Source organism: Microcystis sp. M53602_WE12, from assembly GCF_030065455.1.
Lineage (GTDB): Bacteria > Cyanobacteriota > Cyanobacteriia > Cyanobacteriales > Microcystaceae > Microcystis > Microcystis aeruginosa.
Genome location: NZ_JASJFB010000130.1, coordinates 1 through 14,845, shown reverse-complemented (window position 1 = coordinate 14,845; position 14,845 = coordinate 1). Strand labels below are relative to the sequence as shown.

The window sequence follows — 14,845 nt, the reverse complement described above, 5'->3', positions numbered from 1 at the left end:
TCTTTTCTTCTAAGTCTAGGAAATCTTTGGCTGGCATAAGTAGGATTTTTCTCAAGTTACTATTTCTATTTTAGGTGGTTTAAGTGCGTTTTAGCTTACAATGCACAGCAAAGCAAAGGATTAAGCCGCCATCACTACTACCGAATCACCACCTACATCTGCACCACATCGATAGAAATCACGCTAATGGTCGAGCCAATAATCTTTTGGCAGTACACGAATCATGCCACGATTACATCCACAGGTGCAAAAGTGAAAGCTAAGATTATCGGGAGCCGAGTGCGGTGAAAGTCGCACGCTCGGCTCTAAGAGAGAGGTGCGGAGGATAATATCTCCCATCGACTCTACCCACCTTATCTAATGTTCAAAATTCGTGCGTTACGCTAACGCTAACACACCCTACTGGACTGTTTCAGTTAAGTATGGTTCTGATTTACTCTTTAATCCTAGTCTTCGTCAACAGGTGTTAGGTGTAACAGAAATTGCCAAAAACGTTATCGGAATGACGGTAGATACAGTTATCGATTTGGCTGACCAATTAACCCCACCCAGAGAGGTTGTTACCTTTGAAGTAACTAATGATATTAACGCTTTTGAAGAATATCTACGCCATGGTATTTTTGAAGCTGCAGGATTTGAGTCCTACTGTATTCAAGAATTAAGAGGATTAGTGGATATTTTTCGAGAAAAAGAAGGAACATGGGCAGGTGTCGCTCAAAACGAATGGTATAAAGAGAATCCTCAGCTTGTAGCAGAATTACCCGCTAATTTGCAATCTCAAGAATTTAATTTAGAAGTTAGTGAACGACTGAGACAATTAGCAATTGCCTTGAAAAGAAATAGTTCCTCTCAGTAGCGTTAGCTATAGCAAAGCACCGCTATTATTGCGACGATGGCGGTGAATTACGGTGATTTGGGGATGTGGATTAAGCTTCGCTAATCCTAATTAGGGTTTGCTGAAAAAGTTTTTCCTGGGGGCAGCGTGTGGGGTGTAGGGTGTGGGGTTTTACCGATTTTGAGGTGGTCAATTACCTAATTTTCAGGGAAAAAGTCCCTGAATTTTCCCCCCGCTCACTCCCATGTCCGGTACTTTTTGATTTCCAAAAAGGTCTAAAAGTCTTATCCAGCAAGATTTTTAGATTTATTCAGCCAACCCTAATTAAATCTCCACCTCTTAAACTACAAATCGACTATTAAAAGTAAATCCGTAGTCAATTACTCATAACTTCGGTGGCCGATTGTAACCTTTAAGGTGTTTGTCCAAAGACCATATATAGACGCGGCGGCCTAGATTTTGATCACAAATTCTTTGCCAATCATGAATGATAGAAAGGTCTCCCAGTCCCCTACCTTGCATCGCTTCATCAGGAAACTCTTTTAACCATCCTTGCAGGTCTTCTTTCTTTAGAAAACTAATGGGGGTGAAGGGAGATTTTCCTTCAAGAGCTTGTGTTACCTGATTTACAAATTTTTCTGCACAAATACGTCGCTGATTGCCATCTACCTTTTTGGCCTTGGCAATATGATTGCCAGTTTCCAGAATGGTCGCCATTGGCAAAAAAAGAGATTCCCCAGCTTCAATTTTCTCTTTTAACTCTTGAAGTATTAACTCAGATTGACTCGCTTTGTGGGGGACATTAAGTATCTCTAAAAAGATCGAAGTATCGATCAGACAAATAGCTCCCATCAGGCTACTTCTCCCTGTTTTAATTGCTCTAACCAACTTAGCGCGTTTTGTTGACGTTGTTCTGCTGTGGACTTATCCTTTAAGAACTTATCTAATACTTGTTTAGTCATCAACTGACCAAGAGTTCCCTGCACAATTAATTCGGGGAAACGCTCTAAATCAGCTAATCGGACAATACGACTATCTCCTGCTTGCGGATCTCGGTAACAACAAAGTACATTTCCAATATCACTATCGGGTACTGCATCTAATAACGCCGGGTTATGGGAGGTGATCAGTACCCTCAGTTTTCTTTCTAAGGCGATCTCCCGAATTTGCTTAACTAAATTATCTGCACGACTGGGATGAACACCATTATCGATCTCTTCAATAATTACGAAAGTTCCAGGATTTACACTTAGTAGAGTTGCAGCAATCGCTAAAACTCTCAGAGTACCATCAGACAACAAAGGAGCATCTATCTGATGTTCTTTGTTCCCAAAAGACTCTATTAGTTTCACCATAACATCGTTGCGGTCTGTAATGATAAAGCGAATATCGGTAATATCCTGTTCTGGTAATGAACGAATGAAGTCAAGCAACTTGTTTTTTTGAGTCTCTCCCTGCTGACAAACTGCGTAAAGAACACTAGAAAGGTTAGAGCCATCTTCTTTAATATCATCATCTTTAGCGTAAGCATAATCCCGCATTACTGCTGGACGAGGATCAAGAAAGACGATATTCCTCAAGGTTTCTCGAATTACTTTAGTAACTGCTGGAATAATTTTTTGTGATTTAGTATGACTTTGCTGGAACCGACTGGGAGTTTCCAATTGATAAAAAATGGCTTGTCGGTTAGAGCAAGGTATGTGGGGCTTATTTTTACCTTTGTTAAAATTGTTATACATCACCCTAATTTCATCGGTGTGCGGGTTAGGATCGCTATCAATTTTGTAAAGTGTTAATTCCTGATCTTTATTAGCTTTACTGACACTTTCTCCGATTATAATAAGTTGGTCTGATAATAGCCCAATTTCAATCTCAAAATCAGTCCAACCGTCAGGAGCGTTATCAATGTGTGTTCCCAAGGTAAAATACTGTTTTTCTGCACCGAAAAGATCGATCGCTTGTCCACGAGCAATTGCATTCCCGCTTTGAATGTTGCGTTCAATGTCATCTAACCTGCTGCCTTTCGCTAACCACGAAAGTAAGCGAATTGCTTCTAGTGCATTACTTTTTCCTGACGCATTAGCACCGATTAAAAAGGTGATGGGTGCTAGAGACAAGGTTGCCTCCTGATAGCTTTTGAAATTCCGAAGAGTCAGCGATGTTAACATACTTTTCACCCATTAAATCTTGACTGGTGCAGTTTGAGCATTTGTACTAAAAGTTCCAATACCAGCGCAGCTTATAGACTCTAACAAGTACCGAAAACTAGCACCCATAACCTTGAAAACTCAAACTGTAGGGCAGGGCATATCCGAACAGTATAATCTAGGCGTGGGGAGATAAGGTCGCTGTTTATTGGCATTAGGGCGGAACCCTTACCCTTACTGCATGGGGCTTCTCAGAAAAAATTGAAAAGACGCTACTGGGTACATTTTCCCCTTGAAAATGGCTGTACCGTTGACTGTATCTAGAGTAGAGCGATTCTGTGGAGTTGGCTTTATAGTGATCGCTAACCTTATGATCACAGATGATGTCATTAATCTCTAGAGTAAGCAATTCCCTCTGTAGCCATGTTTTTGCTGGTTTTCTGCCCCGAAACAAGCTATAATGGTCGAAAGGTCAAATTGGAATATTTTTGCCTCAAACCCTATCTGCGTAAAGACTTCAGGATTTTGTGTTCAGTAGTCCGTTAGTATTATATTGCTTTAACTCAGGCTCTGTAAGACTTTTAGCCATAGCTAGTATTTTTGTACGGGTAAAGTCCAGAGCTAAATGGTTGCCTTTTTTAACTTTTTTATTGATCTCATTAAGCATTTCTACTTATTGCAAGGGTGAGATGCTCCCTTATGAAATATGAAACTAGAGGCAAAGTCAAAATTAATAATCGTCTTAATTCCAATGAAATTAAAAGATATTGTCAACAAAGTCAAAATAGATTCTAGAAAATTAACCCAATATGCTCTCAATTTAGACAATCCAAAAGGATTAAATAAAGCCATCATGTTTCAACGCCACTTAGGATATACTCAAGATAATTATGAGCCACTTCTACAACAAATCGCTAACAAATCCCTTGAAGCAAAAGCTGTTTATCAAAGTACAGATCGACATGACAAACGCTATCAAGTTGACCTAGAAATTACAGGAATTGAACCAGGGCAACAAGAAATAGTGAGGACTGGATGGATTGTTGAGCCTGATAGTGATACAGCTAAATTAGTAACTTTATATGTGAGAAAAAGACCATGATTAAACCAGAATTATTTGACCTTGTGGAATTATTAGTTGACTTGCCTGAACATAACTTAATAATGGGAGAAAAAGGGACAATTGTTGAAGACTACAATGATGGTTGTTACGAAATTGAATTTAGTAATGATCTAGGGGAAACTATAGCCCTTTGTTCTCTCCCAATGCAGCAATTTATTGTCATCTGGAAAGCTCAGAACAAAACTTGGTTATCTTTAACAGAAAAGCTAACAGCTTTAATCGATAAATTACCCAAAGAAAAGCAACAAAAAGTTTTAGATTTCACCCGCTCTTTGTATCAATAAAATCGGAAAAAATAGGCTATTCCATAATTGTTATGCAAATAATTAACTTAAAATAAAAGCTGAAATTCATATAGGGAAGGACTGAAGGCACAAACAAGTTAAGGCCACAAAGATAGACAATAGAGTTAAGATTTGATATAATCGCCAAAAACGAGATTATTTTACTTATGATAGTTGATAAATTTTTGAACCTAAAAGGAACCTCTATTCAAGGCTATCGACACCTAGAAAATATCGGTATAGTTTGACGAATCGAATCAAAAAATAAAAAAGCAACGGCTCGAAGGCGTTAGATTTATTTGGGGTTTCCTTAATTTGTACCCAGTAAAACCCCATTCAGATACAGCACGGGTTATGGTCTTTTGTCAAGGGGTAATACCAAATTTCTAAATCCATGACAGACATCCACGCTCGAATGCTTGCCAAGCCTGCATTCGTTGTGACGCAAATAAAGAAAAATGGTATAAGTCCAGTAATAGTTATAATTCCTATGTTGATGTTAACTTAGCACCCCACAGACAAGGTGCGTTACATTTTATTAAAGCACCAGGTAATAGCGGCGTGCTGCTACGCAGTGCCTTGGAAATCTCACTATCGTTCAACACTTCTCATCCATCATCCATCTTCTCTTTGCTGCCTCACGAGCTAAGTCGAACTTAATCTTGAACTTATTATTCTCCAGAATTTCCTGAATTGATCTAAGCTCATGATCCCCTAAATGGTCTGCTAAATAAGCTTCTATCAAAACCTCCACCAGTTGAGTAATAGTATCTTTCGGCATTTGAAGGTATTGCCGAATATAATTTATTGCCTTTCTATCATCGGTCAGCACTTTGCCACCGATACGTCTGGCAACAACAAAACAGGACAGTTCTGCATCACTCGCACGTTTTGATTGAGGGACGTTTGACATCTCAACTAAATCCTCGATCTCTAGAGGAAATGTTGTAATTTCACCATAATCAATTAGTTTTTTGTAATAATTTAAACTATCAGAATGTCCCTGCTCAAATTCTAATTGAACATACACTGTAGTAATCACAGAGTATCCAAGCAATTTAAGAAGATGAAAGCGATTAATGTACATGAAGTGAATAATCGCACAAGTATCGATAGATACTACGCCCATCATTAACTACTGACCTCCAAAAACGTTAGAAGTTCATTTAGAAGCTGATAACCATCTTCCAAAGGTAGCAGTAGCATATCTAGGAGCTTATGGTGAGTAATCTCTCGTCTTCTATATGCCTCTGTACACAAATCAATGAAATGCCAGGACAAACCTTGACGTATAATTTGTGCAGATTTACTTCGCATACCTGAAGATAGCGTTGGTGGAGTCTCAGGATCAAATTTCTCGTCATGTTTAATGACCAAACGTTTTTCTTGCATTAATTGATCTTTTAAAGCTTCATTGAGCCATTTAAGATCAGATAAACGGATAATTACCACTTGAGAACTGACTCGAAATCGTTCAGCAATTCGCCGAATGAGACTAACCCAAGCTTCGTAGCTTTCTGCGGGTGAGTAATCTGACTCAATTCTTTGTTTTGAAACTAGAAAGCTGCCTGCAAAACTATTGGCTCTCCACTCAAGTTCAGACCGAGCATTTAAAGATTTTAAGTATGTAACTTCCTGCCCTTCAGAAGAGTCAAATAAAGCATGACAGTACTCATGAGCGGCAGAAAAATTTTGTCGGTATAAATCATCAAGATAGTTGATGAGAATACAGTGACCAGCTACCGGATGGTTAATATATAGTCCGGATATATTTTTATCTTCTAATTGACGTTTGAATATATGAATGCCTTGATTTCTGATTAACTCAAATATATTTTCTACTGGCTGTTGCCCTAAACCCAAACGTTCTCTCTCCAAAGAAGCTGCTTCTTCACCTTGTCTTTTGAAGTAGCTATGATTAAACGGATATTGTGCGTAATTAGGAATCTTTGTAGGCTGACGCTGAAATACTTCCCTTTCTAGGAAATCTTCGTACTCACAAAGCCGAACAAATTCCTGAATAGCAATGCGATCGCTTTTGGAAAGGGCAGCGTTGCGACGAAATATTTCTTGAACTTGGGACTCTGCTGATGGGTAGTCGCCTGTAACGAAGTACCTGAAGTCACGGCGGTACATAACAGATAACAAGACCAACTGGTCGCCAGTAATTTCATTCCTGCCTTCTTCAATATCTAGATATTCCTGCAAACTGATTTGAAGACGCAATGCCGACTCTTGCGGAGCAATTAAAAGGCTTTCCCGCGCTTTCTTGAGCTTTCTGCCTAAAACTACATAATCAAATGCCATCGCTAATGAGAAAAACAGGAATCCAGTCCCATTATATTGGGAGCATTTCATTTATGCAAGTGAGTAATTATATAGTCATTTCAATTAAAGGTGAGATGCTCCCCTATTTCTAGCTCGGATTCACTCTTGCTAAAAATTGTACCAGACAAATAAAAAAAAGGGAGGTTTAAGAACCCCCCTCAACAGTTAATAATTAGATGACAGCCAAATTAGTAGCGGCCAGCATTGGGTTTATGAACAATAAAGCTCATGGTTTGACATTGTTTGATGTTGTCAAAAGCGATAACGCGGATGTAGCAATCAGAATATTCAGTGCGGCACTCGCGAACTTCATTAAGAACTTCTTGGGGACCAGAAACAGAGAATAAAGGCAGTTTCCACATCGTCCAATGATAATCCGCGGGTTTGGGATCTTTTTCAAATTCCACAGCAGGAATATAACCCTGATCGATCATGTATTGAATTTGTTTAGCAATTTGTTGATCGGTGAGGGGGGGCAAGTAGGAAAGAGTTTCGTAACGCTTCTCTTTAGGTAAAGTTTTCATGGGTTTCTTGATTCCTTATGGGTTGGGTAGATCATCAACATCGAGATTTAATTCCGATGTCTCTGGTTGACTTATAGCAGTACGGGTGAGACGTTCCAAAAGTTGCCGACGATGTTCGGTATTGTCATTAATAATTCCCGTTTTTACCATCTCTGGCAAGAACTCTAAAACCTGTTCGGCTAGATGTTCTCTTACCGTCATGATCCGCAAAACTAACTCTTTATTCTCAGCCATTAACCCCGCAATATAGGCCTCGCCATCCTGAATGGAATGGCTAGAAGTATAGTGACTCAGCCAAATAGCTAAAGTGGGATTAGTTTCTGACAATTGATCGATAATCGTGCGAACCGCTTGGTAAGTTAGGTAACTTTGTAAGACTTTCGCGGTATCTTGAACAACTTTTTTCGGATACATTTTATACAGTTTTCAGTTATTGGCTAGACAGTTATCAGTGTTGAAATTCTAGCGACTGCTTCCCGATTTTGGGCAAGTCCCCGGCATTATTTTGCACCGATAACTGCTAACAACCTTCTGAAGGGCTGTATTAGAGGGTATCCATAGCCTCGAACTCGAATTTGATTTCTTTCCAGAGTTCGCAAGCGGCAGCCAGTTCAGGACTCCAACGGCAAGCTTCCCGGATAACGTCGTTACCTTCGCGGGCCAAGGAGCGTCCTTCGTTACGAGCTTGGATACAAGCTTCCAGAGCCACACGGTTAGCGGTGGCACCAGGTGCGTTACCCCAGGGGTGGCCGAGGGTTCCACCACCGAACTGTAAGCAGGAATCGTCACCGAAGATTTCCACCAACGCGGGCATATGCCAAACGTGGATACCACCAGAAGCAACCGGCATTACCCCGGGTAAGGAAGCGTAGTCTTGGGTGAAGAAAATACCACGAGCGCGATCTTCTTCTACATAGTCTTCACGCATCAGGTCAACAAAACCCATCGTGATTCCGCGTTCACCTTCAAGTTTACCGACAACGGTTCCCGAGTGCAGGTGATCACCACCAGAGAGACGTAAGCACTTAGCCAAAACGCGGAAGTGGATACCATGATTTTTCTGACGGTCGATAACCGCGTGCATTGCCCGGTGAATGTGGAGCAGTAACCCTTTGTCGCGGCAGAATTTCGCTAGGGTGGTGTTAGCGGTGAAACCACCGGTGAGGTAGTCGTGCATGATGATGGGGGTTTTGATTTCGGCAGCGAATTCAGCCCGTTGCATCATCTGCTCGCAGGTAGGAGCAGTTACGTTGAGGTAATGTCCTTTAACTTCGTTGGTTTCTGCTTGGGATTTAACGATCGCCTCTTGGACGAAAAGGAAACGATCGCGCCAACGCATGAAGGGTTGAGAGTTAATATTTTCGTCGTCTTTGGTGAAGTCTAAACCACCGCGGAGACATTCATAAACGGCACGACCATAGTTTTTAGCGGAAAGGCCGAGTTTGGGTTTGATGGTGCAACCGAGTAGGGGGCGACCGTATTTGTTTAATTTGTCCCGTTCAACGGTGATACCGTGGGGAGGACCTTGGAAGGTTTTGATTAAAGCGACGGGGAAACGGATATCTTCTAAACGGAGACCGCGTAGAGCTTTGAAACCGAAAACGTTACCAACGATCGAGGTGAGGATGTTGGTGACGGAACCTTCTTCAAATAGATCTAAAGGATAGGCAACGAAACAGAAGAATTGGTTATCTTCGTTGGGTACGGGTTCGATATCATAACAACGACCTTTATAGCGATCGAGGTCGGTTAAGTTATCGGTCCAAACGGTGGTCCAGGTACCTGTGGAAGATTCCGCCGCTACTGCCGCACCTGCTTCTTCCGGAGGAACTCCGGGTTGGGGTGTCACCCGGAAGCAAGCTAGTAGATCGGTATCTTTGGGGGTGTAGTCGGGGGTGTAGTAGGTCAGTCGGTAGTCTTTTACGCCGGCCTGGAAACCTTTGGATTTGGCTTGCACCATTGGGATTATTCCTCCATAAACTGCATGATTAGTCGCACCTGTAAAATCTCGCCGTCAACCGACATAGATTTTTCTTAAGCTCCTTTCCCCTGCTGCCAGGAGCGAAGTTAGGGAGCAATTTTCACTAATGTTTTTTTCAACTGATCATCTTAACACGAACTTTATCCTATTCTGATCATTTTTTTTCTCTATCCCTAAAATTTTGATTGTTTTTTTTTCTCGGGGGGATTAGTTTCTTTAATCTGTCGTCATCTAACTTTAACAATCTCTACAAAAACACAAAAAAATCAACAAAAATTTACCTGATTGACACGCAGAAACTTCTGCTCATCAGGCTTTGAGCGATTAAAACTACTCTTTAATTGAGGAAGATTATCAATAATTACAACCTCAAAAAATTGTCGGCAATCGCTAAATATTAACTGGATTTCTAAGCAATTATACCCAGTACCTAGAGCACAGTTAGACAGCAGTGAACTCTAGATAAATTAGGTCTAATTACTTAGTAATTATTGTTGAGATTTTTGGCTTGTGAACGATTATTTTCCCCTTCAAGAATTATGGTTATTGTTGCCATTAAAACGATGACGTTCTGGAAATAGCGTGACCAATAACTGATTGATATAGACCTTTCCGACCACCGATGCTTGATTCGGTCGGTTAGTAGTAGATGCTTGTTCTCTGGTTTCCGCGGGACTGGCCTCGGCGACCATTTCCTCGCCATCCCAAGGACTGGCCACGGTTTCGGATATCACTTCCTCCACTGACGGCACTGGGGACACTTGACTGACTACGGGTTGCGGTTCCGGTAAAGGGGGTCTTTCCGGTTCCGATGGGGTCGCTGACACCTCGATGGTAATTTGACGGGAAGTATCTCCGATCAGGGAACCAGACGGCACGATCGACATCGCTGCCACAGAAGCATTAAAAATCGTTGTGGTTGACCCAATACAGGCATTTTCACCGATTTCACCCCGACCGACGACGAGAACACCTGTACCTAAAATTGCTCCCGCACCGATAGCAATAACACCCTGATAGGCGGTTAAAATTGTTCCCATACCCAGGCAAGCACCCGCACCGATAATTATTTGGCTATTGGGGGCTGCTCGGAGAATCACCCCCGGAGCCACGATCGCACTCTCATCAATGGTTACATCACCATTGACATAGAATTCCGAGCGGCTAATAGGTTGAACGGGGGGTAAGGACATAATTGACAGTTATTCAGTGATCAGTGATCAGTGATCGGGGGTTAGGGGGTAGGGGTTAGAGTTTCGGGTATTTTTCCCAGTCCGCCAACACCTAACACCTATCTCCCTTCACCGATCGCCGAGTCCTGAAATTAAGGGCGTTGAATAATCGATTCGAGAACACGGCGTTTCGCTTGGGAGTCAATCCCGATCAGACGAACGTATTCCCCTTGATGGTCGCGCAGACAGGTTTCTAAAGCGGCCACCACATCGGATTCGCGACTGCTCTCGATCGGGGTGCAGCTTTGCCAAGAACTGGTTTTAAAACGACGTTTATCCGCGTGTTCGGCCCCGATTTTGTGACCTTGGTTCAATAAAGAGCGAATTTGAGTGATCGTTTCTGCGGTTAAGGTACTGGTTAAAGTGGCAGTACCGCCGCCAGAAGAACCAGAAGCATAGCTTTTGAAACTCGGTTCAGCAACGGTGGCGGTTTTACTGCTGCCATTACTACTCACCGAACCATCGGGACGCTGGATCACCGTTTCTAAAACCCGTTTTTTGGCTTTAGCATCGATACCGAGTAAGCGGACGTATTCGCCGCTATGTTCCCGTAAACAATCTTCCAAAGCAGTAATTACATCAGATTCGCGATTGCTTTCGATCGGGGCGCAACTCTGCCAAGAACTGGTTTTAAACCGGCGTTTATCCGCGTGTTCGGTGCCGATTTTGTAGCCTTGGGCGAGCAGGGAACGAATTTGAGCGATCGTTTCCCCACTTAAGCTACCACTACTGCTATAACTGGCTCCGTTACTAGCGGGGGCGCTGTAGCTGCTGGCTTTGCCGCTGCCGTTACTAGCGGGGGTGCTGCCGGGGCGGTGAATAATCATTTCGACGACGCGTTTTTTCGCTTGCGGGTCGATCCCGATCAGACGGACGTACTCATCGCTATTTTCAGTCACGATCGCTTCAATATCGCGAATGATGCCCGCTTCGCTCTTGGTTTCGATCGCCGGTCCGGTTAACCAAGAACTGGTTTTAAACCGGCGTTTATCCGCGTGTTCGGTGGCGATTTTCAGTCCTTGGGCCAGCAGGGAACGCACTTGTACGGACAGGTCGGAATGGCCGTTACCGTTGCCATGACCGCCGTGGACGGCGGTGGTGGTGCGGGCCGGTTCTCCCGGGGTGTCTTCGGGGCGTTGGATAATCATTTCCAGTATGCGCCGTTTAGCGGCGGGATCTACTCCGATCAGGCGGACGTATTCGCCTTGCAGGTCTCTCAGGGAGGCTTCTAGGGATTGGGATACCTGTTCTTCGCGGCCGCCGTCGATAAAGCCGGCACTTAACCAAGAACTGGTTTTAAAGCGGCGTTTGTCAGCGTATTCGATGCCGATCTTGTAGCCTTGGGAGAGGAGGGAGCGAACCTGCGCTCGAATGTTTGTATTTAAACTCATAGGTGTCACCGAATTTCTATATAGCGTCTCATTAGCGATGTTTATAGCGGCTGCCGGTGGAGGAGTCGCTGGGCTGTGGGCTTTGACCGGGACGCTGGGGGCGAGGTCGATATCGACAATGTGACGGGTGAAGGCTCGATCGATTTCTGTGACATCGGGTAAGCGATCGGCCTGTTGTTGGCTGGTGATCACGGAACCGGATGGCACGAATTTCCCGGCGGGGATTTCCACGTCTTGAACGAGGGCGTGCATCATGACGATGCAATCGGCCCCGATGCGGGCATTAAAGACGGTGGAGCGAAAACCGATAAAACAGCGATCGCCCACATAGGCAGGCCCGTGAATGAGTGCCATGTGGGTGATACAGCTGCCCCGGCCGATCCACACCGAATATTCTCGGCCGTCATCTCCCACCACACGGCTTTTTTCTAAACCGTGGATGATTGCTCCGTCCTGAATTTTGCTGTCGTCGCCAATGTGAAAGGGGGTTCCTTCATCGGCGCGGATGGAAGTCCCCGGAGCAATCACCACTCGCGCCCCGATCTCGATAGCGCCACTGAGGTTAGAGAAGGTGTGGACTTTGGCACTCTCGTCTATGTGCGTTTCCTCTGGGGATTTGGTCCGCTTTTTCGGACTAGCCGCCGTTGTGCGGACGACCATAGTTAGTCTTCCTCCATACTGAATTTGGCTGGCTGGTTGTTACTTAACTGTGTTTGGGTTCTATCGATGTTTAACCGGATTGACGAAATTCGTCCCTCTTGCTGTAGAGGGTGCGATTTTCTACGGTTATAGTGTCAATAATCCCCACCACCATCGCGTCAAGGGGGCGATTGTTCTGCCCGTCTTCGATCCGAGCTGCTCCTCCCCGGGACACTAGCACCCATTCATTAATCCCCGCTCCGACAATATCACCCGCTACTTCGTATTTAGGCAAAAGTTGCCCCTGTGCGTCGATGAATTGCAAAAGCAGAAGTTTCACTCCCGTCATACTGCGCGGTTTCAGGGAGCTAACGACGGTGCCGCAAACTTTGGCAATTTGCATGGAATTTGTTTACACTAAAAGTTAGTTGCGCTCTAGATTCGTCTTAAAGGTTGCGGGTTAACACTTTCACGAAACTGTTCCACGGCTTCTGTATAACGGATGGGAAGAACGTATTCGAGGTTTTCGTGGGGACGGGCGATGATGTGGGTCGAGAGGACTTGACCACCCTTAACACGATTAGATGCCGCTTCTGTCCCCGCCGATACGGAGGCCTGTACTTCCGAAACGTCCCCCCGGACGATGACGGTGACGCGACCACTACCAATTTTTTCGTAACCTACTAGGGTTACGCGGGCGGCTTTCACCATGGCATCAGCCGCCTCGACGACGGCCGGGAAACCCAAGGTTTCCACCATGCCCACTGCAATTGACATAATATTTTTGTCTCCTAATGGTTGGCTTTCTTCGACTCTATAGATGCTGACCCCGATCAACGGTGTTTAATAGCTGCGGAATTGCTCTACTTCTTCGGTGTAGCGAATGGGCAGCACGTATTCGAGGTTTTCGTGGGGACGAGCGATGATATGGGTAGATAGCACTTGTCCTCCGTTAACCCGGTTGGCGTTTTCCACTCCGGCAGCCACAGAAGCTTGCACTTCTGAAACGTCTCCCCGGACGATGACAGTGACGCGACCACTACCGATCTTTTCGTAACCCACTAGAGTCACCCTGGCGGCTTTGACCATGGCATCGGCCGCTTCCACAACGGCGGGAAATCCTAGGGTTTCAATCATTCCTACTGCAATTGGCATTTTTTTGTTCCTCGCTTGTCAAGCCAAACTAAACTATTAATTTTGTTAGCGTTATCAATTTTGTTTCAGTCAAATTCTTTCCTTGTTACTTTTCCTGCTCTAGCTCTGGTGGCAGTCGGGATCGTGGCAAGGTGGGTAAGACCATCCTGAATTTTATCTCGATCGTGACCGTTTTCATCCACTAATTTTATTTTCTAGGGCCGGTTGGTAAAAATTTGACGAGTCAGGCAAAATTATCAACCTAAAAAAAGCATAGGAAACTATGACACCTTTGACAATATAAAACATTATGATTATTTCTCATCTTCAGGTTAACGAAAGTTAATCATTCCTTGACTTCGCCCATCAGCCTCAGCAATTCTCAGGAGATTTACCGCTAAAACCTTTGCTATGAGCCGATTTCCGCTTTAAGTTTTCTCTTGGCGGCTTGCTTGTCTCTGCTGGATTTATTGGCAGATAAAAGCCTATTTTCCCTGATTTCGGCTTTTTTATAATTTTTTTATACTATATACGGCTGGGGTGGGGGAGTGGGGAGAAGGGGAGCCTTTTTCAGTGATCAGTAAACAGTGAACAGTAATCAGTGAACTGAAAACTCACATCTGATCACTGATCACTGATTCTAGCGATCGATCTCACCTTCGTAGGGTTGGACACCGATCGAGGGATAATTATCGTGGTTAGGACTGAAAACTTCTAACACTGCATGAGCTAACTTTTGGAAAAAGTCGGGACTCTCGTGCAAGGATTTGAGTGCCGCTTCTAATTCAGGAAGGGAGAAATCGAAGCCTTGCGAGCGAGCTATCTCTAGTAATTGCTGAGGATCTTGGGTTGAGCGCATTTTTTGACCCAATTCTTCGTTTTTAGCGGCTAAGGCGAAAAAGTCGAACACTTGATTTTTAGACATATAAATACTTTTCCTTTGATGATTAAAGGTGTGGCCTCGGCGGCGTGGAGGTTAAACTGCCTAGTTATGGTTTATTTTTATCCTACCAGTCAGGAGATATCCTCAAAGCAAAAGTTTCGTTTTTCTTTGCTTGTATGGCTGAGGATGGTTTAAGGGCAATTCTGCTGACAGGGGAACAAGATATCTGAAAATCTTATCTAGTCTGGGATACAGAACATCGACTGCCAAAAAACATAAGTAGGGAGGCACAATCATTTGTAGGATGGGTTAGCGGTAGCGTAACCCATCGGGGCTTTTAACTC

Annotated in this window: 16 protein-coding genes and 1 pseudogene; 3 read left to right on the top strand and 14 right to left on the bottom strand. The window is 43.9% G+C overall.

The genetic code is table 11. The annotated features are described in order from the left end of the window. Window positions 1-183: 183 nt before the first annotated feature. A complete protein-coding gene (locus tag PX482_RS05250; protein ID WP_155120391.1) occupies window positions 184-339 on the bottom strand; it encodes a hypothetical protein in 156 nt (51 codons plus the stop codon). Between the two features lie 76 nt (window positions 340-415). On the opposite strand from PX482_RS05250, the pseudogene PX482_RS05245 reads away from it, so the two are divergent. Further along, window positions 416-856 (top strand): annotated as a pseudogene (locus PX482_RS05245) (dynamin family protein); the annotation flags it as partial. A gap of 363 nt (window positions 857-1,219) precedes the next feature. Here the strand turns inward: PX482_RS05245 and PX482_RS05240 are convergent. Both PX482_RS05240 and PX482_RS05235 read right to left on the bottom strand, forming a co-directional pair. Continuing rightward, window positions 1,220-1,687: a hypothetical protein gene (locus PX482_RS05240; protein ID WP_002759312.1), complete on the bottom strand. Its 468-nt coding sequence runs from the start codon at window positions 1,685-1,687 to the stop codon at window positions 1,220-1,222. Then, window positions 1,687-3,003, bottom strand: a complete 1,317-nt coding sequence (locus PX482_RS05235) for an AAA family ATPase (protein ID WP_002759313.1) — start codon at window positions 3,001-3,003, stop codon at window positions 1,687-1,689. The genes PX482_RS05240 and PX482_RS05235 overlap by 1 nt, the downstream gene beginning before the upstream one ends. 730 nt (window positions 3,004-3,733) lie before the next feature. Between PX482_RS05235 and PX482_RS05230 the strand changes: the two genes are divergently transcribed. Together PX482_RS05230 and PX482_RS05225 are read left to right on the top strand one after the other, a co-directional pair. Next, window positions 3,734-4,084 carry a DUF6883 domain-containing protein gene (locus PX482_RS05230; RefSeq protein ID WP_159247607.1) on the top strand — a complete coding sequence of 117 codons (351 nt, stop codon included), beginning with the start codon at window positions 3,734-3,736 and terminating at the stop codon, window positions 4,082-4,084. After that, a complete protein-coding gene (locus PX482_RS05225; protein ID WP_002759315.1) occupies window positions 4,081-4,389 on the top strand; it encodes a DUF4926 domain-containing protein in 309 nt (102 codons plus the stop codon). Before PX482_RS05230 ends, PX482_RS05225 begins: the two co-directional genes overlap by 4 nt. A 598-nt stretch (window positions 4,390-4,987) precedes the next feature. Here the strand turns inward: PX482_RS05225 and PX482_RS05220 are convergent. The 11 genes from PX482_RS05220 to PX482_RS05170 form a co-directional block, all read right to left on the bottom strand. Continuing rightward, window positions 4,988-5,521, bottom strand: coding sequence for a PIN domain-containing protein (locus PX482_RS05220; RefSeq protein WP_002777280.1), 534 nt, complete (start codon window positions 5,519-5,521; stop codon window positions 4,988-4,990). Then, window positions 5,521-6,696 (bottom strand): ImmA/IrrE family metallo-endopeptidase, encoded by a 1,176-nt coding sequence (locus PX482_RS05215; protein ID WP_288094563.1) that lies wholly within the window; start codon window positions 6,694-6,696, stop codon window positions 5,521-5,523. Before PX482_RS05215 ends, PX482_RS05220 begins: the two co-directional genes overlap by 1 nt. Before the next feature lie 209 nt (window positions 6,697-6,905). After that, entirely contained in the window at window positions 6,906-7,241 is a 336-nt protein-coding gene (locus PX482_RS05210; protein ID WP_002741682.1) for a ribulose bisphosphate carboxylase small subunit, read from the bottom strand. Window positions 7,242-7,256: 15 nt separating this feature from the next. Further along, the gene (gene rcbX / locus PX482_RS05205; protein ID WP_061430949.1) at window positions 7,257-7,655 is read right to left on the bottom strand and encodes a RuBisCO chaperone RbcX; all 399 of its coding nucleotides are present in this window, start codon (window positions 7,653-7,655) and stop codon (window positions 7,257-7,259) included. Window positions 7,656-7,785: 130 nt separating this feature from the next. Continuing rightward, on the bottom strand, window positions 7,786-9,201 hold the full coding sequence (locus tag PX482_RS05200) for a form I ribulose bisphosphate carboxylase large subunit (protein ID WP_002753365.1): 1,416 nt from the start codon (window positions 9,199-9,201) through the stop codon (window positions 7,786-7,788). 551 nt (window positions 9,202-9,752) lie between these two features. After that, window positions 9,753-10,415: a beta-carboxysome scaffolding protein CcmN gene (ccmN, locus tag PX482_RS05195; RefSeq protein WP_288056948.1), complete on the bottom strand. Its 663-nt coding sequence runs from the start codon at window positions 10,413-10,415 to the stop codon at window positions 9,753-9,755. A gap of 131 nt (window positions 10,416-10,546) precedes the next feature. Beyond that, the gene (locus PX482_RS05190) at window positions 10,547-12,505 is read right to left on the bottom strand and encodes a RuBisCO small subunit-like domain-containing protein (RefSeq protein ID WP_288056945.1); all 1,959 of its coding nucleotides are present in this window, start codon (window positions 12,503-12,505) and stop codon (window positions 10,547-10,549) included. Window positions 12,506-12,575: 70 nt separating this feature from the next. Beyond that, window positions 12,576-12,887: a beta-carboxysome shell vertex protein CcmL gene (gene ccmL / locus PX482_RS05185; RefSeq protein ID WP_002759323.1), complete on the bottom strand. Its 312-nt coding sequence runs from the start codon at window positions 12,885-12,887 to the stop codon at window positions 12,576-12,578. A 32-nt stretch (window positions 12,888-12,919) separates the two neighbouring features. Then, window positions 12,920-13,261 (bottom strand): carbon dioxide-concentrating mechanism protein CcmK, encoded by a 342-nt coding sequence (locus PX482_RS05180; protein ID WP_002733426.1) that lies wholly within the window; start codon window positions 13,259-13,261, stop codon window positions 12,920-12,922. A 66-nt stretch (window positions 13,262-13,327) separates the two neighbouring features. Beyond that, entirely contained in the window at window positions 13,328-13,639 is a 312-nt protein-coding gene (locus PX482_RS05175; RefSeq protein WP_002734613.1) for a carbon dioxide-concentrating mechanism protein CcmK, read from the bottom strand. A 619-nt stretch (window positions 13,640-14,258) separates the two neighbouring features. After that, window positions 14,259-14,543 (bottom strand): Nif11-like leader peptide family natural product precursor, encoded by a 285-nt coding sequence (locus PX482_RS05170; protein ID WP_002759324.1) that lies wholly within the window; start codon window positions 14,541-14,543, stop codon window positions 14,259-14,261. Between the last annotated feature and the right edge of the window lie 302 nt (window positions 14,544-14,845).